We start from the raw sequence: 21,870 nt of genomic DNA on the forward strand, positions 1-21,870 counted from the left end.
AATAATTCAATGAATTACCTGAGCTAAATTTGATTAAGAAATGAGTTGATCAAGCGTATATAAATAAAAAATTAGCGCAGTTAGCGTCGGGATTATAAAGTGAATTGACTCACAGCAGAAAGAGTCAATAATCGTAGCTAATAAGTAATTACATTAAAAGGAATTTAATAGATGAACTTATCGAATACCACGGATTTATTTGAGCGGGTCTCTGAATCTGCATTGTCTGAGCCTTGTCTTAGCCCAAAATTTGAACAAGAAATAACGCTCGAGATGAAGATCAAAAAATTGGTTGATGAGGTACAACCTTTTGACCCGCTAATCAAAGGTTATTTCGAAGCTCCACAATCTAAGTTTGCATTGTCTGAGCCTTGTCTTGGCCCAGACATTGAACAAGAAATAACGCTCGAGATGAAGGTGAAACAATTGGTTGATGAGGCACAATCTTTTGATCCGCTAGTCACAGATTGTTTCGGGTCATCACAAGCTGAAATGGTCGCTTCTGCTTTAGGCAGTTTTCCTCAGGCAGATATTATGACCTCAAATACTGTTGGGAATATTAATATCAAATATGGCTATGGCATGCCAATTGTGGGACACCATCCAATTATTTAGATAAAAACTGTACTCAGTACACTATGTGATTATTAATAATAAAAGCCACCATTAAGGTGGCTTTTATTGGTTTAGACTAATCGATAACTATTGAATTGTACTGGTATTTAAAACCGGTGCTTTCTCATTTTGCTGTGTTTCATTTGCACTCCAACCTTTCCATGACAGTGGAATAAAGGCTACCGCTATGGCTAATAATGAAACGCCTACTACATAGTATGCTGGTGCCATGTGAGATTGTTGTAACCATGCACCCGTTAAGATTGGGGTTAATCCACCAAATACGGCATAAGCCAAGTTATAGGCGAATGATAAGCCGGAGAAACGAATTTCTGGTGGGAACGCACGAGTACTGATAATTGGCGTTGTTGCAATTGCACCCACAAAGAAGCCCATTAATGCATAGTTAAACGTTAAGGTACTCGCAGAAATATCGGATGATAAAGTCGAGTAGAAATAGAGAGCTGTGACCGCTAATCCACCCCAAGATAACGTCATTGAAGTACGCGTTCCTGCTTTATCCCCTAACCAACCCCAGAAAATGCAGCCTAAAGTTAACGTTAATGTTGCCGCACAGTTGGCTTGCAAAGCCATGTTACGGTCAATGCCATAAATACCTTTTAACACCACGTCAGGCGTCATCAAGATGGTGACAACGATAGCGGTAGACAGTGACCACGTCAGTGCAGCGGTGATCATGCAAGCTTGTTTATGGGATTTAACCACGGTTTTTACTGGCAATTCTTTGGTTAACGCTTTTTTAGCCGCCATCTCTTTGAAAATGGGCGTTTCTTGTAAGAAACGACGCAGATACACAGAGATAAAACCAAAAATACCGCCTAAAATAAATGGAATACGCCAAGCAAAATCATGCACTTCTTGAGTGGTATAAGAGCGTTCAATGATAATGGCAACGATAGATCCCAGTAAAATCCCACCGGTGATCCCGGAAGTTAACGTGCCAACACCTAATCCATAACGTTGTTTTGGGGTATGTTCGGCAATGAACACCCACGCACCCGGCATTTCACCACCGATAGCCGCACCTTGCATGATGCGCATTAATAACAGTAACAGTGGTGCAGCGGCACCAATGGTTTCAAATGTAGGCAAGAAACCAATAATAAATGTTGGGAAGGCCATTAAGAAAATACTTAAAGTAAACATTTTCTTACGACCGATTTTGTCGCCAAAGTGAGCCATGATAATACCGCCCAATGGGCGAGCAAGGTAACCCGCAGCAAACAGACCCAGTGTCGCCATTAGTGCGAGAAATTCATTATCACCCGGAAAAAAGAGTTGGGAAATAATCTTCGCGTAAAAGACGAAAATAACGAAATCATAAAATTCTAATGTGCCACCTAATGAGGATAAGCCCAATGTTTTATAATCTTCTTTGCCCAACGGTCTAGCCGCGGGCTGGCTGGTTGTTTGCGATGTCATAATTCTGTCCTTCTAAATACACAACATTTCAATATTAGCGCGATGGGGTTATTTGTAATAATAGGTACGTTAAATAGCGAAGTAATTAATATTATTTAGCAAAGGATAAGAGAGATAAAACGAGGGAAAATAAACCTAGGTAATACTCTGTATCTCTAACGTGCCTTCATTTATAGCAGAAAGTTTCATATTCTGTAAACTGCCACCCTTAAAACAAGCATAAGATTCTATTTAGTTTTTAAAGGTTGAATATGTATTCCGAATGATAATCAAATGTCACGATATGATATTAATAAAATAATAATTACAGACGATTGTATATTTGAAGCGGAAAAATAAGGGCAAAAAAAGCAATAAATAAAAGAACAGGGATCTATTTGGTAAGAAATTAATTAATATTAATAAATCTTATCAGTAAAAGAATATAATTATTTAACAGGGGATAAGGCTATTTATATAAATAATACACGTCTGTTTGAGTTGTTTCAGATTCGTGTTTTGGTATATATGAGAGGTTTTTAGAAAAAAAATGGGTTTTTATAAACCCGCATACTTTTCACAAGGGGAAGTATGCGGGCTAGGTTATCAGACTAAGAACAGGGTGGCTAAACCTAAGAAAATAAAGAAACCACCGGTATCAGTAATTGCAGTGATCATGACGCTAGAGCCGATAGCAGGGTCTTTACCCATCTTAATCATAATCAACGGGATAAGAACGCCCATGATAGCAGCCATGAGCAGGTTCAGTATCATCGCAAGCGTCATGACGGCACCCATGGCGAGATCGCCGTAGAGTAAGTAGGTGACAACACCCATGATCCCCCCCCAGACAATACCGTTAATCAAGGCAACGCCAAGCTCTCGAAGCATTAGGAAAGAGAAGCTACCGTTTTGGATTTGGTGTAAGGCAATTGCCCGCACAATCATGGTAATAGTCTGGTTCCCGGTGTTACCACCGATACCTGCCACGATTGGCATCAAAGTGGCTAGGGCAACGAGCTGTGAAATAGTATCTTCAAATACGCCGATCACACGAGAAGCGACGAAAGCGGTACAGAGGTTAATGGCTAACCAAGTCCAACGTGTTTTAACCGCTTGACCCACAGGGGCGAATACGTCTTCTTCAGGACTCAACCCCCCCATACGGCGAATGCTGTTGTCATTTTCTTCGCTAATATTATCAACGATATCTTCAACCGTGAGTCGCCCCATAAGTAACCCATTACTGTCGACGACGGCAGCGGAAATTAAGTCGTAACGTTCGAACGCGCTTGCGGCGTCTTCACCTTTTTCATCGGGCAAAAAGGTGACGGTATCCGTTTTCATGACATCAGCAACAATACGTTCTGGTGCTTGAATCAAAATGGTGGTTAGAGGCAATTCACCTTGTAGGTAATTGTCTTTGTCGACAACGAAAATTTTATCTGTCGCTTCAGGTATTTTTCCACGTTGACGGAGATAGCGTTGTACTGTTTTTAGTGTGACATTGGAACGGACGGTGACGAATTCGAAATCCATCATCTGCCCAACGCTGTCTTTAGCATATTGCAGAACTTCGCGAATACGGCTTCGTAAGCTTGGATCTAAATAGGTCAGTAGGCGGCGCATGGTATCGCGCGGCAAATGTTCGGCGATATAAGCTTGTTCATCGACATGTAAACCCGCTACTGCTCGCAGCAGCTCTCGGTCTGACATATCTTTAATTAGGCTATCCCAGACTGACACCGACGCTTCAACTAACACTTCACCACGTTCGTTATTGTCAACTAAGCGCCATAGAGCGAGACGCTCATCGTAAGGCAGCATCTCAAGAATATCGGCGATATCAGCGGTGTGGAGATCAATGAGCAGTTCTTTGACAGCACTAATTTTTTCACTAAATGCTTTATCATCCATACTGACGTGTTGGTCTTTCTCGATAAGAGCATGGACAAACTCTTCGTCTTCCATGAATAACGTCAGTATTTGCTGGCGGATATACGCCAGTCTTTGTGAATGCGGATTGATTATTGTTGCCGCATCAGTTGAAAAAGCAGTTTGTGACATGTTAATCCTTAAACCATTCGGCGCCGAAGCGCTTTAAATTAATTCGCCTGCGAGGTGACGAAACATCTACCCAGTATTGTCGCTGATCCCGAAAAAATATCAAATCGGTTCATATTTCGAATAAGAAGAACAAAACAATACTGACCGCAAATCGCTATTTATTTGTTTCTATTTTTCTTAGTGGTAAAACGTTATGGCTCATTTTCTGCGCAAATAGTGAGTTTCCAGCCCGGAACCTCTTCCCAATAGGCACTTTCTTTTTCAAGATCAAGCAACATTAACGCGTTGTGTGCGAGATACTGTGCGGGTAAAAAAAGTGTCCAATGTCCATCGTCAGTTTCAATGCGCATAGACGATGGGGTTGTCGTTGATTGGCGCTGATTATTCAATAGGATGGATAAGCGCAAAATCTGAATCAACGGCATAAATTGTTTGCGTTTAAACAGGTTAAACTTTGGAATTTCATCGTACTTGATAGCGCGGCGATGGTTGCGTACTAATGTGGATAATAGCAACTGTTGTTCTTGGCTAAATCCCGGTAAATTGGTGTTTTGTAAGATATACGCGGAGTGGCGGTGCATCCCACTATGGTTAATGCTTAATCCCACCTCATGCAGCATAACCGCCCAAATTAAAATAGATTCTAATTGCGGGTTGGCTTGTTTGGGGTTCTGCTGGCGCCACTGATAATACAGCTCTTCCATGGTTTTCAAAACCCGTCGGGCTTGTTCTCGATCAATATTATAGTGCTCAGCAAGGCTTAGTGCAGTACGCTGCCGAATATCTTGGTGCCGAAAGCGACCCTCCATTTCATAGAGTACACCTTCACGTAAGGCACCATCAGAAAGACGTAATTCCTTGATTTCTAAAGAATCAAAAACAGCAATTAAAATGGCTAAGCCGGGTACAAATACTTGTTTTCTATCAGAAGAAAGACCTGGGATCTCTAATGAACGGAACGTTTTGTACTTCAGAGCCATCTGTTTGATTTTTTCGAGGCGCTCACGGGTAATGATACCGTCACGCTCCCCCATTTCCATAATGACCGCATGGGCAGCTTTGATTGTACCGGATGCCCCCATTGCCACGTCCCAAACCTGTTTCTTAAATAGTGTCGCGGTACTTTCAAGTTTTAAGCAGGCGGCTAAATAAGCGCGATTGAAATTTTCGGGTGAAATGGTTTCGTTTGGAAAATACTGGCGCGCAAAACTAACGCAGCCCATGCGACGGCTTTCAATTAAAATCGGCTCAAACTTTTCGCCGATCACTAGCTCCGTTGAACCACCGCCAATATCGATGACTAATTTGCGACCTTTTTCTGGTTGGGTGTGTTCAACGCCCATGAAAATCAGGCGCGCTTCTTCTTGCCCTGAAATGATCTCAATAGGATAAGGCATGATAGCTTTGGCGCGGCGTAAAAATTCTTCAACGTTGGTGGCGACCCGTAGTGAATGGGTGCCGACAATGCAGACGTTCTCTGGCGTAAAACCTTGTAAACGCTCGGCAAATAACGATAGGCACGCCAGCCCTCGCTCCATGGCTTCTTCACTGAGTTCATTAGTATCACTCAGTCCATCCGCGAGGTGAACGCGTTTTTTTAAGCGGGTTAAAACTTGTAATGCCCCATTGACGATACGCGCAATAACCATGTGAAAGCTGTTTGAACCCAAGTCAATCGCCGCAATTTCTTGCGGTCTTGGCGTAGATGAATTAGCAATTGGCATAGTATCAAGCTCTTGTTTCAGGCATTTCGAGTGCTTTTAAAAATTCGTAGACAGCTAATTGAGCGCGAATTTTGCGCTTATTGCCGCGAGGAACATAATGATTACTGAGTTCTTTGTCAACAAAACGGGCTTTGACGGTATCGCTGAACTGTAATTCGAGGATGTCTAAGACTAACTGTTTCAGGCGCGGGTCCACTAAACGGACGGCGACCTCGATACGGTAGTCAATGTTGCGTGTCATCCAATCTGCTGAGGAGATAAACACTTTTTCATCGCCTGCGTTGGTAAAGACATAGACGCGGTCGTGCTCTAAGAAACGATCGACCACACTGGTGACTTGGATGTTTTCGCTATAGCCTTGTTGCCCTGAAACGAGGGAGCACATACCCCGAACTAGCAAGCGAATTTTCACGCCGGCATTAGAGGCATCGTACAGTTTGTCGGTCAGTTCTTTATCCACCAGATTGTTGATTTTTAGTGTAATGCCGCTAGGTAAACCCGCGTGTGCATTGGCAATCTCTTGGTCGATTAATTCGGTAATCTTGGTTCGAGTATTCTGTGGAGAGACCATCAAATTATCGAAAGTCACCGGACGATACGGGTTTTCAATAAAACTAAACACGCGGCGCACTTCATTGGTGATTTGCTCATTGCAGGTGAGTAATGAGTAGTCGGTGTAGAGGCGAGCCGTTTTTTCGTTAAAGTTACCAGTACCGATATGGGCATAACGAACAATTTGCCCTTCTTCCATGCGGGAGATAATAAATAGCTTAGCGTGAATTTTCAGTCCCGGCGCGGAGAAAATAACATGGACACCCGCTTCAGTGAGGCGTTTTGCCCAGTGAATATTGGCAGCTTCATCAAAACGTGCTTGCAGCTCCACGACCACGGTCACTTTTTTACCATTGTGGGCTGCGTGGATCACGGAGTCGATAATGCGAGAGTCTTTTGCGACACGGTAAATATTGATTTTGATGGATAACACATTCGGGTCAAACGATGCTTGGCGCAACAGTTCTAATGTATGCTCGAACGTGTAATACGGGTAGTAGAGCAACACATCGCGCTCGCGAATGGCATCAAATCCGTTACGGAAATTATCAAACCAGCGATGGCGAAGGCGGGGTAATGGTTTGTTGAGAAGGTTTTTATTTCCTTCATTTGGGAAGTTAATAAAATCCTTAAAATTATGGTAACGACCACCAGCAATCACCGAGTCATCACTCGATAATCCCAATTTTTCTCGTAACAAGGCGACCATTTCATCGGGCATATCACGTTGATACACAAAGCGAACCGGTTCTGCAGTTAAGCGCTGCTTCAAGGTCGATGACATGATTTCCAGCAGACTGGATTCCATTTCCGTGGCGATATCATATTCCGCATCGCGGGTCATTTTCATGGAATAGGCGTTGAGTTTATCGTAATCAAAAAAGCCTTTGAAAATTTCATCAAGGGTATAACGCAGGATATTATCAATGAGGATCATTGATTTACGGCGCTTCGGCATTTCTGGTGGAAGATTCACAAAGCGCGGAACTTTATCAGAAGGAATTTCTAATAAGGCATATTGCACTTCAGTCCCATTAATAATTTCAACGGCGAGGTACGTGTAATCGTCTTTGAGAAACTCGACCAAGTTAGTATCACGATTGATTAAAATTGGTGTGATATGTTGACGTAGATTCTGCCGAAAGTATTGGCGTAACCAGATTTGCTGACGAGGCGAAATTTGACGTTCGTTAATTAAGAAAATTTGGTTGCGCGCCATTTCAAGCAGCAGCTCATTGTAAAGCACGTCAAACTCTTGCTCTTGCTTAGCAACTTTGGACTGAATACGTTTGAGAAGATGGCGTGCGCCACTGGCTGAGCCGCGTTCTTCATTGATCAAAATACGGCGCTTAACATCTGCAAAACGAACTTTATAGAATTCATCTAAGTTATTGGAGTAAATGCCCAAAAAACGCATTCGTTCAATCAAAGGGTTACGCTTATCTGCGGCCTCTTGGAGAACTCGTTCGTTAAAAGAGAGCCAGCTGAGCTCTTTTTCATGATAGAGACGTTCTTGGGACATTGTTGCTCCGTATTCGACTGGTTAATGCTGATAAAAACTAATTATCACCGTTGACTTCTATCGCAGCGCTGTGATGGCAGCTTACGCGTTTTCAGACTGCTGTTTCATGGCGAAATATTGGTGCTGGAACACACACATACGGATTGCGGTGTGGTAGCGACCATTCACGAAAAACTCATCAATAAGCTCGCCTTCTGTGTGGAAACCAAGTTTATTATAAATATGGATAGCTTTGACATTTTCTTTATCTACAATCAGATAAAGTTTGTATAAATTTAGCACTGAAAAGGCGTAGTCCATTGCCAGTTTTGCCGCGCGACTTGCATACCCTTTGCCTTGGTGGCGGGGTGCAATGATAATCTGGAATTCAGAACGACGGTGAACATAATCAATTTCAACCAACTCGACTAAACCCACTTTTTCACTGTCATATTCGACAATAAAGCGGCGCTCGGATTGGTCATGAATATGTTTATCGTAAAGATCACTGAGTTCAACGAATGCCTCATAAGGCTCTTCGAACCAATAACGCATAATGTTGGCATTATTGTCCAGCTGGTGGATGAACGCTAAGTCTTCACGCTCAAGTGGGCGCAACTTAAACAGATGAGCTTGCCCGGTCGTCATAAAACACCTCGATTGTTGTTAATTATAAAACTATTTATGGCGAAAGTATCAATTAGAAAATTAATTACTTAGCGCTGTTATAAGGATACCACTTATTTACAATAAAATAATGACAGAAAGCAGGGGGCGGGAGAGTTTGTCGAAGATTAGTTCGTTTAAGTGAAAATGGTTAGTAGTAGGTTGGTGATCGGGTGAAGACACAATACAGGGCAGAGATTATCTCCACCCAAAAATTGTACTCGCTTGGATTTGAATCTGGATGGCGGTGATGAACATCTAGTTTGGTGGGCTGCTTTGTGCCAAAAGCAGACTTTAAGTTGTCCAAGAACAGCTCTCATATCTTGGCCTATTTATGTCGACCACCACTTCAGTGCCTGCAGGATTTAAGGGGGACAACGAGCCTGCATGTGGACACAGGTATATCGGTGAGTTAATATCTTTAAGAGGTATCATTTGACAGTATCTTGAGGGACTTAGAGTGCGGGTTAAATCGATTAAGCTTACCAATTTCAAGAAATTCAAAGATGAACATTTTGAATTCAACGATGACGTAAATATCTTTGTAGGTGATAACAACGCCGGTAAAAGTACTATTCTGGAAGCCCTGGAAATCGTACTGAATTACAGCTATCGGGGCCGCCCCTTCAACAGCGAGTTTACGCCAGACATTTTTAATAAGGATGCAGTGCAGCTTTTTTTGGCTTCTGATAAATCGGCCATGCACTTGCCTGTCTTGGCAATAGAGGCATTCATTGAGGGAGTGCCTGAATACCGGGGTACAAATAATTTCCTTAAAGCCGATGCTCAAGGTATCACGGTGCTGGTGCGCTTTGATGACACGCTCAAGGACGTTTACGCCGACCACTTACTGACAAACCCGCACATTACGAGTATCCCGATCGAATTCTACAAGCTGGAATGGCTGGATTTCGGGTGGAATCCTGTTAAAGCCGTAGCGAAAAAATTCAGGGCGTTATACATCGACCCAACTCGTATCCACCCCACTCTGGGTAAGAATCAGTACATCTCTACCATACTTAATACCGCTTTAAAGAAAGAGGAACTGGTTAAGCTGACCCTCAATTATCGTGAGAATCAGCAGGTTTTTAACAACTCAGGTGAGGTCAGGACAGTCAACACCGGTCTGGATACGGACCACTTGATCACAGAAAAAAAGCTGTCCATTGCCGCAAGCACTTTACCAGCGGGATCTATTCAGACCAGCCTTCAACTTGAAGTAGATGATGTCCCTTTCCAGTTCATTGGCAAGGGTGAGCAGAGTAATGTGCAGATCAAGCTCGCGATTCAGAACAAATCTAAGGATATCGATTTGGTGATGATGGAGGAGCCCGAAAATCACCTTTCTCACACTAACCTCAATAAGCTGGTTCACTACATTGAAAATCAGCGTGGCGACAAACAACTCTTCCTTACCACTCACAGCTCGTATGTGCTCAACAAGCTGAGTATTGATAAAATCTGCCTGGTTCAGTCGGGATACAAACGTCTGCATAAGCTTGCCTCTGCAGTGGTCAAAACCTTAAAGCGCTTACCGGGATATGACACATTGCGCGTGGCACTGTCGCACAAAGTCATCCTTGTCGAGGGACCGTCAGACGAGTTAGTACTCAAGAAGATTTACCACCGCAAGCACAATCGCCTGCCCGAGCAGGATGGTATTGATATCATCGTCGTGCGCGGAGTCGGGTTTGATACGTTCATCTCCGTAGGTATGGAAATTGGTACCCGGATAAACGTCCTCAGAGATAACGATGGCGACTATGAAGAAAACGTCGTGAAAGTGCGTGCCGATTATGCAGCCTATCCCAATATCAAACTTATCTCCTCTGCCAAAAATGAGGAATTTTCGCTTGAACCCGCGATGATATATGCCAATGCAACCAACTTGGTTACGCTGGACGCTTTCGCCAAAGTGGTGTTATCGACACAGACGTTTAACCTCTACGATAAAGTAGTCGACTTAGATAAGCGACGCGACTTTCTGATCGACTGGTTTCGAAGCGTCCAGGGAAACGGTAAGGGCGCTCGCAAGGTCGATTCAGCTATCAAGCTGTTCGATGGCACTCTGAATTTCAGGTATCCACCTTTCCTCGATGAGGTGTTCGACTTTGCCTAATGAATTCTGGATTGCCGGTGCAGGATCAGGAAAAACCCAAAAAGTCATTGAGGATGCCATTGAAGTCATAAAGGCGGGCGGACGAGTATTGGTCGTCACCTACACCATGAACAACCAGGCAGAGCTCCGTTCTCGCTTTGTGGAATTGTACGGCAAACACAGCGATGATTTTGTTGTGAAAGGCCTGTTTTCATTTTACCTAGAAGACTTAGTGAGACCTTATCAAACGGCCATGTTTCCAGATCGAATCACTTCTACAATGTTCACCGAACATAACCCTCACCTGATACCTGGTACGAGGAAATGGCATCCCAAAAGAGGGGAAAAAATTAATGGGGCGCTGAACCCTCTTCATTATCTGACGCCGTGCAAAACCAAAGCTTACACTGGACTGCTGGCGAAGCTGGCAACAAGAATCTCCGCTTCAACAAATAATGCCCCCGCTAGCAGATTGAAAGAGATTTATCAGAGGATCTTTTTTGATGAGGTTCAGGATTTGGTTGGATGGGATTTTGACGTTATCAAAGCACTCAGTAAGGCAATGCATAACTCTATTTGCTGTGTAGGCGATTTTCGTCAAACTATTTACACGACCACGTTCGGCCACAAGGCACCGGAAACACCTGAGCAAAAGATTCAATACTTCAAAGACCTCAATTTTAGTCCGTTCTCGCTGGCGAAGAATCTCAGATGTATCCAGGAAATCTGCGATCTCGCGGATACTATTCATCCCAGTATTTATGAACGAACGCAATCAGAGGTGGGAGAAGTTCCTGCAGAGATGGCCCATCACTGCGGCTGTTTTCTCATAAAACCATCTCAGGTGAACGATTATCTCGATATATTCAAACCTCAAGTTTTGCGATGGTCATCGCTCATGGGAAAAGGCTATTTGCCACCAAGTCTCACCTGTCACACCTTCGGCTCCTGTAAAGGTCTCGGTTTTGACCGCATACTAATTATTTCACCGGAGAAACATCTCAAGTATCTGGGTGGCGACCTTGGCGTGTTCGATAAAGATAAAACGGAGGAATCTAGAAACAAGCTGTACGTGGCCATTACCCGAGCTCGTTACAGCCTGGCGTTTGTCGTTGAGGAAGAGCATCTTACAAATATAAAACTGCCGCATTGGGTTAGACCTCTGTAAGTCGATGCTAACGTCTAACCATTTAACTTCCGCTTCTCGCTCAAAACGGACGGTATATCTCCTTATTCATTCAAACTGCAGGTTCGTCGGCAGCATTCAGCTCGCCGGGTTACATACTGATGTATGTTCCTTGTCTATCTTTCCTTGCCACCTTTCTGCATATTGAATGACATTGGGTATAAAGAGCAGGACATTCCGGCATAAACTCTGAAGGCAGGCTTAATACGGTTTCATCCCGAGCTGTTTTGAAAGCTATAGGGTATATGGTATCGTACGCGTCAGAAATACCTTTAAGAGAGCCCGTCACGGTGGAAAAAAAGAAAACCTTCCTGCAGCAGAAAAGCGGCTTGCACCCGCGTAACCGTCATCGCTCGCGCTATGATTTCCCGGCCCTGATCGCCAGTTGCCCTGCACTGGAGCCGTTCGTCAAACCGAACGCCTGGGGCGACATCTCGGTAGATTTTGCCGATCCTACAGCGGTTAAAATGCTCAACCGTGCGTTGCTGCAACATTTTTATGGCATCGAACACTGGGACATTCCCGCCGGTTATCTATGCCCACCGATCCCCGGTCGTGCCGACTATTTACACCATCTTGCTGACTTGCTGGCGACCAGCAACGGCGGTGAGATCCCTCGTGGTAAAGGCGTGGCTATCCTTGATGTGGGCGTTGGTGCCAACTGTATTTATCCGATCATTGGTCTGCGTGAATACGGCTGGCGTTTTACCGGTTCGGAGGTTGAACCAGTATCACTGAATGCGGCCAAAATGATCGTGGAGATGAATCCGACGCTGAGAAACGGCGTGCGTCTGCGTTTGCAAAAACAACCTGAATCTATTTTGAACGGCATCATCGGCGTGGCGGAGAAATTTGATGCCACACTGTGTAATCCACCGTTCCATAGCTCTGAACAGGAAGCACAAGCCAGCACCCGCCGCAAACTGCACAAGTTGGGTAAAGGTGAGGTAGCCGACACGCCGGTACAGAACTTTGGTGGCAAAAATAACGAGCTATGGTGTGAAGGCGGTGAAGAAGCCTTTGTACGTAAAATGGTAGAGGAGAGCGTTAGTCTAGCGCAAAACTGCCTATGGTTTACCTCGTTGATTTCTAAAAGCACGACACTGCCTTCGATTTATCATGCATTGAAGCTGGTGGGTGCGGCCGAAGTCCGTACCATTGAAATGGCGCAGGGGCAAAAAATCAGTCGCTTCGTGGCCTGGACTTTCCACGACGCGCAACAGCAGGCCGCCTGGGCGGAAAAACGCTGGCGTTAATTTCCCTGGTGCCGATTATTTAACCGGCACCGATAAAACTTCGCATTTCCCTTTCAATTTCTGCATGCTGATGGTGATGAGGCAGCTCGGGTTGATCGAGTTAAAGATAGCTTACCGATGAAACGTGGAGGTCAGCCAGAAGAGGTTGCTCTGGTTATCGCGTGGTTGCTGTCTGATGAGGCATCTTACGTCACGGAAAGTTTTATCGATTTGGCAGGTGGGAAATAAAACGTTTATTGTGGATGGTTGGGTTTGAGTTATTCGCACAGACCTGCCAACCAAGTCTGCGCGAGTGTATTTAAATCTACCTAACAGCGTATTAATTTGCGCGATAACCCGTTGCTGGTAATGGTTGCCCATCTAATACAGCTTTGCCCTCTTGCATCATCAGCCGTTCGGAAACAAACCATTCAATGACTTGAGGATAAATCAGGTGCTCTTGCAGTTTAACGCGTTCAACCAAATCGTCTTCCGTATCTTGTGCGAAGACCGGAATATGACCTTGTAGAATAATCGGTCCGCCATCGAGCTCTTCGGTGACAAAATGCACGGAAGTACCGTGTTCTTTGTCGCCGTTTTCAAGCGCGCGTCGATGGGTATGTAGCCCCGGGTATTTAGGCAGTAAAGAAGGGTGGATATTCAGCATTTTCCCTGTGAAATGTTTCACAAAATCAGGGGTTAAAATACGCATAAACCCAGCTAAGACGACTAAATCAGGTTGGTATTGTTCGATAGTATCCAAGAGTGCTGCATCGTAGGCTTGACGGTCTGTGATTGTTTTTGAGCTAACACAAAGGGCTGGAATCCCAGCCTCTTGTGCACGAATCAGACCGTATGCATCACTTTTATTACTGATAACAGCGGCAATTTGACCATCAATTTGATGGTGTTGGCAGGCGTCAATAATCGACTGCAAATTGCTGCCACTACCTGAAATCAAAACGACGATTTTCTTCATTAGCGAATAACAACCTGCTCTTCACCCGCAGGTAATGCGCCAATTGTTCCTATCTGCCAAGCATTTTCACCTAATGCTGTTAGCAATTTTAATGCGGACTCAACTTCAGTCTGTGGTAGGGCGATGATGATGCCGACGCCGCAGTTAAATGTACGATACATTTCATGCGTCGTGACATCGCCCGCTTGTTGCAGCCATTCGAATACTGCAGGCCATTCCCAGCTGTTGCCATCAATGATAGCTTGGGTGTTATCCGGTAAAACGCGTGGGATATTTTCCCAGAAGCCGCCACCCGTAATATGCGCAATGGCATGAATGTCGTTTTTAGCAATTAATTCTAAAACGTTTTTAACGTAAATGCGTGTAGGCTCTAACAAGTGGTCGGCGAGAGATTTGCCTGCTAATAGCGTGTTCTCTGGATTGGTTTTGCTGACTTCTAGAATTTTACGAACTAACGAGTAACCGTTAGAGTGAGGACCGCTTGAAGCTAAAGCGATAAGCGCATCGCCAGCACTGACTTTAGAACCATCAATAATTTCAGAGCGTTCTACTACCCCGACGCAGAAACCTGCAACATCGTAATCTTCGCCATGATACATGCCTGGCATTTCAGCGGTTTCACCACCGACTAATGCACAGCCAGACTGCTTACAACCTTCGGCAATACCAGTAATGACGCTAGCGGCAGTATCAACATCTAATTTACCAGTCGCATAGTAGTCTAAGAAAAACAGTGGCTCAGCACCTTGGACAATCAGGTCATTGACGCACATCGCGACTAAATCGATACCGATGGATTCATGACGTTTTAAATCCATCGCGAGGCGTAGTTTGGTTCCCACACCGTCAGTACCTGAAACTAAGACAGGCTCACGGTATTTTTGTGGTAGGGCACACAGTGCGCCGAACCCTCCCAATCCTCCCATTACTTCTGGACGGCGAGTCTCTTTCACCACACCTTTGATACGTTCAACCAATGCGTTACCTGCATCAATATCAACACCGGCATCTTTATAGCTGAGAGAGGTTTTATCAGTCACTACGGCCCCCAAGGCAATTGCATTTTGGAAAAGATAACTTCATTTGCCGATATTCTATCAGGCTCCGCAAACGTTTGCGATAGCTTTCTGACTGAAATATTTGAGGCAATAAATTGTGATATCGTGATGCAAAGCGCATGAATTTATTCACGGTCTACATGCTAAAAAATATTATGTGTATACTAATTCAACAAAGAGTAAGTGATTGATGTTTATTTGACCTGAATCAAGATGATTCTAGTGGCATTGAGGGAAAAAAGCGGTATAATCCCGCGATTTTTTTGTCCGGTGACGTTTTAAAAAAGTAGGAGAAACCCATGAAGATCGTTGAGGTAAAACACCCTCTCGTTAAACATAAACTCGGCCTGATGCGAGATCATGATATAAGCACTAAGCGCTTTCGTGAACTGGCCTCAGAGGTTGGTAGCCTACTGACTTATGAAGCGACCGCTGACCTAGAAACTGAAAAAGTAACAATTGATGGTTGGTGTGGTCCTGTAGAAATTGAACAAATTAAAGGTAAAAAAATCACTGTAGTACCAATCCTGCGTGCAGGTATTGGTATGATGAACGGTGTATTGGAAAGCATCCCAAGCGCACGTATCAGTGTAGTGGGCATTTACCGTGATGAAGAAACGTTACAACCTGTCCCATATTTCCAAAAATTAGTTTCTAACATTGATGAGCGTATGGCGCTGATTGTTGACCCAATGTTAGCAACCGGTGGTTCTATGATTGCAACCATCGATCTTCTGAAAAAATCCGGTTGTAACTCAATTAAAGTTTTAGTTTTAGTTGCTGCACCAGAAGGTATTGCTGCATTAGAAGCGGCGCACCCAGATGTCGAATTGTACACGGCTTCAATTGACCAACATTTAAATGATGAAGGTTACATTGTTCCGGGTCTCGGAGATGCGGGCGATAAGATATTTGGTACTAAATAATAATGAAGCCGACTGAAGAGTCGGCTTTTTTTTGATAAAAAAAATAATATTGATGACGCAAAGAGGATGAAGAACATGACACGCCGCACGATAAGTGTTGAAGAAAGACCACCATTACTACAAACCATTCCATTAAGCTTTCAACATTTGTTTGCCATGTTTGGGGCAACGGTTATTGTTCCTATTTTATTTGGCGTGAACCCAGCGACGATTTTATTATTCAACGGGATTGGGACGCTGCTGTATTTATTTATCTGTAAAGGTAAAATTCCTGCATATTTAGGGTCGAGCTTTGCTTTTATTTCTCCTGTTTTAATCCTATTACCACTCGGTTATGAGTTAGCACTTGGCGGATTCATTATCTGCGGGGTGCTATTTTGTATTGTGGCACTGATTGTTAAGGTTGCAGGGCGTGGTTGGATCAATGTGATGTTCCCGCCTGCCGCAATGGGGGCAATTGTTGCGGTTATTGGGTTAGAATTAGCGCAAACAGCCGCTAGCATGGCAGGTTTATTGCCAAAAGATGGTGCTGTGGTTGATTCAAACACATTAATCATTTCGATTACGACATTATCAATCACTATCTTATGTGCCGTGGTTTTCCGTGGATTCTTATCCATTATCCCAATCCTAATCGGTTTCTTAGCGGGTTATGCACTCTCTTACTTTATGGGGATTGTTGACTTTACACCGGTTATCGAAGCGCCATGGTTTGCTATCCCTACATTCTATACACCGCGCTTTGAGTGGTTTGCGATTTTAACCATTTTACCAGCGGCTTTAGTGGTGATTGCAGAACACGTTGGGCACTTAGTTGTGACAGCAAATATTGTTGAACGCGATTTAATGAAAAACCCAGGTTTACATCGTTCTATGTTCGCAAACGGTATCTCTACCGTGCTGTCAGGTTTCTTCGGTTCTACGCCGAATACCACTTACGGTGAAAACATCGGGGTAATGGCGATTACTAAGGTATACAGTACGTGGGTCATCGGTGGCGCGGCAATTATCGCTATCTTACTCTCTTGCGTGGGCAAATTAGCCGCAGCAATTCAATTAGTGCCAGTACCTGTTATGGGTGGTGTTTCACTGTTACTGTATGGGGTGATTGGTGCATCGGGTATTCGCGTTCTGATCGACTCTAAAGTGGATTATAACAAACCACAAAACCTGATTTTAACCTCAGTGATTTTAATCATCGGTGTGAGTGGTGCGGTGATCCATATTGGACAAGCTGAACTGAAAGGTATGGCGTTGGCGACTATCGTGGGTATTTTTATGGCACTATTATTCCGCTTTATTACGTTTGTTCGCCCAGAAAAACAATTTGTGACTTCAGAAGTCAAAGTATTAGACGAAAATAAAAAATAAGTCAGAACTAAGATAAATAGATTGCCGGAGTGGCTAAAGCTCCGGCAATTAACCGTCAGGCTGTTCATCTCTTCTTGTTATTTATGATAAACTCAATGGCGTTAATTGAATTGCACAATCAGAGGCGCTTCTGAACACACCATCTCAACTCTCACTGCCACTTTATCTTCCTGATGATGAAACTTTCGCGAGTTTTTATGCAGGAGAAAATGAGGGATTACTTTCCGCGTTAAAAACGGCGATTAACCAGCCTCATGGTAGTTATATCTATTACTGGTCAAGAGAAGGGGGCGGTAAGAGTCACTTACTGCACGCTGCGTGTGCTGAATTATCCGAACAAGGAGTAGCAGTCGGCTATGTCCCTTTGGATAAACGAGCGTATTTTGTCCCTGATGTACTTGAAGGTATGGAACACCTTTCGCTTGTGTGTATTGATAATATTCAATGCATTGCGGGTGATGAAGAGTGGGAAATGGCCATATTCAATTTGTATAACCGAATATTAGAAATTGGTCGAACTTGCCTGCTGATCACCGGGGACCGCCCACCACGTCAAATCGATTTAAAACTACCTGACTTAGCTTCCCGTCTTGATTGGGGGCAAATTTATAAACTGCATCCTTTAAGTGATGAAGATAAAATCTGTGCGCTTCAATTACGTGCGAGTATTCGTGGGTTTGAATTGCCTGAGGATGTCTGTCGGTTTGTATTAAAACGGTTAGATAGAAAGATGGGCACCTTGTTTGATATCTTAAATAAGCTGGATCATGCCTCGATTGTTGCTCAGCGTAAAATGACCATTCCTTTCGTTAAAGATATTCTCAAATTATAGAAAGTTGGCAGCCAATCGACTGCCAACTTATTGTCTGCCAAATAGCCTACTTATAAAATGTCTAACACTTGTTCAGGTGGACGACCCAACTTTGCTTTTTTACCTTTGATGACAATAGGGCGCTCAATGAGTTTTGGGTTGTCATGCATAGCCTGAATTAGTTGTGCTTGCGTTAAGCTATCATCCGATAATTTTAACGCTTTGTAGATATCTTCTTTGGTGCGCATTAACTGGCGAGCATCACTGAATCCGAGCATCTTCAGGAGCTTTTCAATGTCGGCAACGGAAGGTGGAGTGGTTAAATACTCCACAACGATTGGCGTGATACCTTTTTCTTGCAATAAACCCAGTGTTTCACGGCTCTTAGAGCAGCGTGGGTTATGATAAATTTTAACTGAATCCGTCATTATTTTAGCTCCTTACGGTTTTGCGTTGCTGTCGCGCTCTTTTAATCGAGTGAGTTCATCGATTCGCGCATCAAAACGTTGTTGCTCATAGCTGCCTAAGCGGCTTCTACGGCTTGCTTCACTTAAATAGTTGATGGCGGTGTCATAATTCCCGCGTAGTGCCATGCCTTCCGCATAGGCTGCCAATTCAGCATTACGATCGCCGAGTTTCGCTGACGCTTCCGCGAGAAGATCCCAGCCAATCGGGTCATCTGGATAATCGAACGTGTATTTATTCAATAACTTCGTTGCATCTTGATACTGCCCGTTATTGACGTACGCATTTGCTAGATTGACAATAAATACGGTATTTTTCGGTGATTTTTTCAGCGCATCTTGTAGGCGTGAAATTGCTTTGCCCTTTTGACCTTGTTCAATGTCGATATCCGTCATGGAATCGATAAACCACGGATTATCCGGTTGTTTGGCGAGTAATTCTGAAATAATCACGCCAGCGTCGCTGTATTTTTTATCTTGGGATAACAGCAAGGCTTTACCATACTTAGCGGCTAATTGCTCTTGGGCATTACCCTTACTGTAATTTTCTATGATTTGGTCTAGCGCATTTCGTTGATCTGCGGGGCTGTACATAGACAAAATACGTACGCGCGCTAGCATAAAGTCTAATGAAGATGGCGCGTGTACTTTCGGATATTGGTTAGAACGGTTACGGGCATCAGCTAAACGGCTATCCGGTAGGGGGTGAGTCAGCAAAATTTCAGGTGGTTTAGACATATAGCGAGTTTGGTCTGACATGATCTGCATGAAATCAGCCATTGCATGTGGATCAAACCCTGCGCGACGTAGCGTTTGCAAACCAATACGGTCAGCTTCTTGTTCATTGGCTTGTGTAAAGCTGATCATGCCTTGCTGCATCCCTGCGAATGTGCCCGTTAATGCCGCAAAGCCCGCTTGAGGGTTAGCCATGACCAGCAACAAGGAGCCTATAGTACCAGCGATTGCCAGCGGTGTTGTGGCTTTTTGGTCTTCCATCATTCGCGCAAGATGGCGCTGAGTGACGTGAGAAATTTCATGCGCCATGACGGAGGCTAGTTGGCTCTCATTTTGGCTATAACGAAATAGGGCGGAGTGGAGAACAACGTTACCACCAAAATAGGCGTAAGCATTAATATTCGGGTTATTCACCAGATAAAAATGAAATGGGGTTTTGACAGAGTCAGCATGAGTGACTAAACGCTGTCCTAACTTATTAACATACTGAGTTAATAATGGGTCATAAATCAGAGGGGTACTGGCGCGTATCTGTCGAGTGATAGCATCACCCATAATAATTTCTTGGTTAATGCTGAGTGTTCCACCGGCGGTTGTGCCGATATCTGGCAAGCTGTCCTCGACAGCACTATAAGCAGGTAATACAGCACCGTGGATCAGTGCGGACATCAGTATAGCGAGCAGTGGATATTTCAATTTTTTAGTCATCATGCATATCTTCACTTATTACCTACGGAAAACGCGAATTAATTGGGTGATATGATATCAAAAGCTATCGTAAAATCTGTTATTCGGTATAATTTTCTTTAATTTAGGAACTGTCTTTGTTTTACATTCCCAGGAGCCAATGAATGTTAGAAATGTTTTTACAATGGTACCGTCGGCGCTTTGCTGACCCGCAAGCTGTTGCTTTGTTTAGTTTGCTGGTTATCGGCTTTCTGGTCATCTTTTTCTTCAGCAGTATACTGGCTCCATTGTTAGTCGCAATTGTCTTGGCGTATTTACTTGAATGGCCAACGCATTTACTTCAACGATTAGGGCTTTCCCGAGTATTAGCGGTTAGCATCATTTTGACCTTATTTGCTGGAATAAGTGCCATGGTGATCTTAATTATTGCACCGACGGCATGGCAGCAAGGCATCAACTTAGTGGCGGACTTACCCAACATGGTCAATCGCTTTAGTGAATTCGCCCGTCGATTACCTGAACAATATCCTGCATTGGTTGATGCTGGCATTATCGATATGATGGCAGATAACGTGCGTAGCCGATTATCCGTTGTTGCGGATTCCGTGGTTAAAGCCTCGGTCGCTTCACTGATTGGTATTTTCACGCTGGCGGTGTATTTGGTTCTAGTGCCATTAATGATGTTTTTCTTATTAAAAGATAAAGAAAAAATCACAAAAAGCTTTTTAAAATTATTGCCTAAAAATCGTTTATTAGTCAGTAAAGTTTGGTTGGAAATGAACCAACAAATTACCAACTATTTGCGCGGAAAAGTCACTGAAATGGTGATTGTTGGCGTGTTTACCTATATTGGATTTGCGTATTTTGATTTGCGCTATTCCGTTCTATTATCTGTATTGGTCGGGGTTTCCGTACTGATCCCTTATATTGGCGCGGTAGTCGCTACGATTCCTGTGGTGTTGGTGGCATTATTCCAGTGGGGCATTGGAACCGAATTTTGGTCTCTGTTTATTGTCTATTTGGTGATCCAAGGGTTAGACAGCAATATTGTCGTGCCACTTCTGTACTCTGAAGCGGTGAACTTGCACCCACTCGTCATCATTTTATCGGTGGTTATTTTTGGTGGACTATGGGGATTCTGGGGCGTATTTTTTGCTATCCCACTCGCAACCTTAATTAAAGCGGTAATTAATGCGTGGCCGCAAGATCTGAATGATGCTGAGATGCAAGACAAACGGGAAGAGCAGTAACGAAAAAGGGTTGCTTAATAATAAGCAACCCTTTTAGTAATTAGGTATTAGCGTTGATGTACGCTAATACAATTTCGTGGTGATTACTGGTTTTAAAATTGTCAAAAACATGTTCGATGGTGCCATTTGCATCCACAAGGAAACTAATGCGGTGGATACCATCATAGGTTTTCCCCATAAATTGCTTTTCGCCCCACACACCAAATTGTTCACAAACTTGATGATCTTCATCGGATAACAGTGTGAAGTTTAATAACTCTTTTTCAGCGAAACGAGCCAATTTTTCTGGTTTGTCTGTACTAATACCTAAAACTTCGACACCTTTTGCTTTTAGTGTATCCATCTCATCACGCAGTCCACATGCTTGAACTGTACAGCCTGGTGTCATCGCTTTAGGATAAAAGTAAACTAATACGCGTTGACCCTGGAAATCAGAAAGATTGATGATTTCACCATCTTGGTCAGGAAGGCTAAATTGAGGAGCCTTATCACCGGCTTTCAATGGGTTCATTACATATATCTC

At 43.7% G+C, this 21,870-nt stretch carries 17 protein-coding genes and 2 pseudogenes; 9 read left to right on the top strand and 10 right to left on the bottom strand.

What is annotated here, in order from left to right:
* The first annotated feature begins 171 nt into the window (after positions 1 to 171).
* A complete protein-coding gene (locus tag PR795_RS12280; RefSeq protein WP_181479983.1) occupies positions 172 to 615 on the top strand; it encodes a hypothetical protein in 444 nt (147 codons plus the stop codon).
* An 87-nt stretch (positions 616 to 702) separates the two neighbouring features.
* Here the strand turns inward: PR795_RS12280 and PR795_RS12285 are convergent, their stop codons facing one another.
* From PR795_RS12285 to speG, 5 genes and pseudogenes are all read right to left on the bottom strand, one after another.
* Entirely contained in the window at positions 703 to 2,058 is a 1,356-nt protein-coding gene (locus tag PR795_RS12285) for an MFS transporter (protein ID WP_181479982.1), read from the bottom strand.
* A 585-nt stretch (positions 2,059 to 2,643) separates the two neighbouring features.
* Positions 2,644 to 3,924: pseudogene (gene mgtE / locus PR795_RS12290) on the bottom strand (magnesium transporter); the annotation flags it as partial.
* 371 nt (positions 3,925 to 4,295) lie between these two features.
* Positions 4,296 to 5,828 (bottom strand): exopolyphosphatase, encoded by a 1,533-nt coding sequence (gene ppx, locus PR795_RS12295; RefSeq protein WP_036961393.1) that lies wholly within the window; start codon positions 5,826 to 5,828, stop codon positions 4,296 to 4,298.
* 4 nt (positions 5,829 to 5,832) lie between these two features.
* Positions 5,833 to 7,902, bottom strand: coding sequence for a polyphosphate kinase 1 (gene ppk1 / locus PR795_RS12300; protein WP_006658912.1), 2,070 nt, complete (start codon positions 7,900 to 7,902; stop codon positions 5,833 to 5,835).
* Between the two features lie 81 nt (positions 7,903 to 7,983).
* Positions 7,984 to 8,529, bottom strand: a complete 546-nt coding sequence (speG, locus tag PR795_RS12305; protein ID WP_006658911.1) for a spermidine N1-acetyltransferase — start codon at positions 8,527 to 8,529, stop codon at positions 7,984 to 7,986.
* Positions 8,530 to 9,007: 478 nt separating this feature from the next.
* Between speG and PR795_RS12310 the strand changes: the two genes are divergently transcribed.
* From PR795_RS12310 to PR795_RS12325, 4 genes and pseudogenes are all read left to right on the top strand, one after another.
* Complete coding sequence (locus tag PR795_RS12310) at positions 9,008 to 10,666, top strand: ATP-dependent nuclease (RefSeq protein ID WP_181479980.1); 1,659 nt, start codon at positions 9,008 to 9,010, stop codon at positions 10,664 to 10,666.
* Positions 10,659 to 11,813, top strand: a complete 1,155-nt coding sequence (locus PR795_RS12315) for a UvrD-helicase domain-containing protein (protein ID WP_181479979.1) — start codon at positions 10,659 to 10,661, stop codon at positions 11,811 to 11,813. The genes PR795_RS12310 and PR795_RS12315 overlap by 8 nt, the downstream gene beginning before the upstream one ends.
* Before the next feature lie 308 nt (positions 11,814 to 12,121).
* A complete protein-coding gene (gene rlmF / locus PR795_RS12320; RefSeq protein ID WP_181479978.1) occupies positions 12,122 to 13,087 on the top strand; it encodes a 23S rRNA (adenine(1618)-N(6))-methyltransferase RlmF in 966 nt (321 codons plus the stop codon).
* 60 nt (positions 13,088 to 13,147) lie between these two features.
* A pseudogene (locus PR795_RS12325) lies at positions 13,148 to 13,315 on the top strand (SDR family oxidoreductase); the annotation flags it as partial.
* Between the two features lie 91 nt (positions 13,316 to 13,406).
* On the opposite strand, the gene purN reads toward PR795_RS12325, so the two are convergent.
* Positions 13,407 to 14,045, bottom strand: a complete 639-nt coding sequence (gene purN, locus PR795_RS12330) for a phosphoribosylglycinamide formyltransferase (protein WP_006658902.1) — start codon at positions 14,043 to 14,045, stop codon at positions 13,407 to 13,409.
* The gene (gene purM, locus PR795_RS12335) at positions 14,045 to 15,085 is read right to left on the bottom strand and encodes a phosphoribosylformylglycinamidine cyclo-ligase (protein WP_036965858.1); all 1,041 of its coding nucleotides are present in this window, start codon (positions 15,083 to 15,085) and stop codon (positions 14,045 to 14,047) included. Before purM ends, purN begins: the two co-directional genes overlap by 1 nt.
* 317 nt (positions 15,086 to 15,402) lie before the next feature.
* Between purM and upp the strand changes: the two genes are divergently transcribed.
* The 3 genes from upp (at position 15,403) to hda (ending at position 18,232) form a co-directional block, all read left to right on the top strand.
* Positions 15,403 to 16,029, top strand: coding sequence for a uracil phosphoribosyltransferase (gene upp / locus PR795_RS12340; RefSeq protein ID WP_006658899.1), 627 nt, complete (start codon positions 15,403 to 15,405; stop codon positions 16,027 to 16,029).
* 75 nt (positions 16,030 to 16,104) lie between these two features.
* The gene (gene uraA, locus PR795_RS12345) at positions 16,105 to 17,400 is read left to right on the top strand and encodes a uracil permease (RefSeq protein ID WP_006661602.1); all 1,296 of its coding nucleotides are present in this window, start codon (positions 16,105 to 16,107) and stop codon (positions 17,398 to 17,400) included.
* Between the two features lie 109 nt (positions 17,401 to 17,509).
* Positions 17,510 to 18,232, top strand: a complete 723-nt coding sequence (hda, locus tag PR795_RS12350; protein ID WP_036961411.1) for a DnaA inactivator Hda — start codon at positions 17,510 to 17,512, stop codon at positions 18,230 to 18,232.
* Between the two features lie 50 nt (positions 18,233 to 18,282).
* Here hda and arsC read toward each other — a convergent pair whose 3' ends face one another.
* Both arsC and PR795_RS12360 read right to left on the bottom strand, forming a co-directional pair.
* Complete coding sequence (gene arsC, locus PR795_RS12355) at positions 18,283 to 18,639, bottom strand: arsenate reductase (glutaredoxin) (RefSeq protein WP_006661603.1); 357 nt, start codon at positions 18,637 to 18,639, stop codon at positions 18,283 to 18,285.
* 12 nt (positions 18,640 to 18,651) lie between these two features.
* Positions 18,652 to 20,118 (bottom strand): beta-barrel assembly-enhancing protease, encoded by a 1,467-nt coding sequence (locus PR795_RS12360; protein WP_006661604.1) that lies wholly within the window; start codon positions 20,116 to 20,118, stop codon positions 18,652 to 18,654.
* A 143-nt stretch (positions 20,119 to 20,261) separates the two neighbouring features.
* Here PR795_RS12360 and PR795_RS12365 point away from each other — a divergent pair, with 143 nt between their 5' ends.
* A complete protein-coding gene (locus PR795_RS12365) occupies positions 20,262 to 21,347 on the top strand; it encodes an AI-2E family transporter (RefSeq protein ID WP_006658894.1) in 1,086 nt (361 codons plus the stop codon).
* A gap of 40 nt (positions 21,348 to 21,387) precedes the next feature.
* Here the strand turns inward: PR795_RS12365 and bcp are convergent, their stop codons facing one another.
* Complete coding sequence (bcp, locus tag PR795_RS12370; RefSeq protein ID WP_006658893.1) at positions 21,388 to 21,858, bottom strand: thioredoxin-dependent thiol peroxidase; 471 nt, start codon at positions 21,856 to 21,858, stop codon at positions 21,388 to 21,390.
* Between the last annotated feature and the right edge of the window lie 12 nt (positions 21,859 to 21,870).

It is taken from the genome of Providencia sp. PROV209 (assembly GCF_028479485.1).
Lineage (GTDB): Bacteria > Pseudomonadota > Gammaproteobacteria > Enterobacterales > Enterobacteriaceae > Providencia > Providencia alcalifaciens.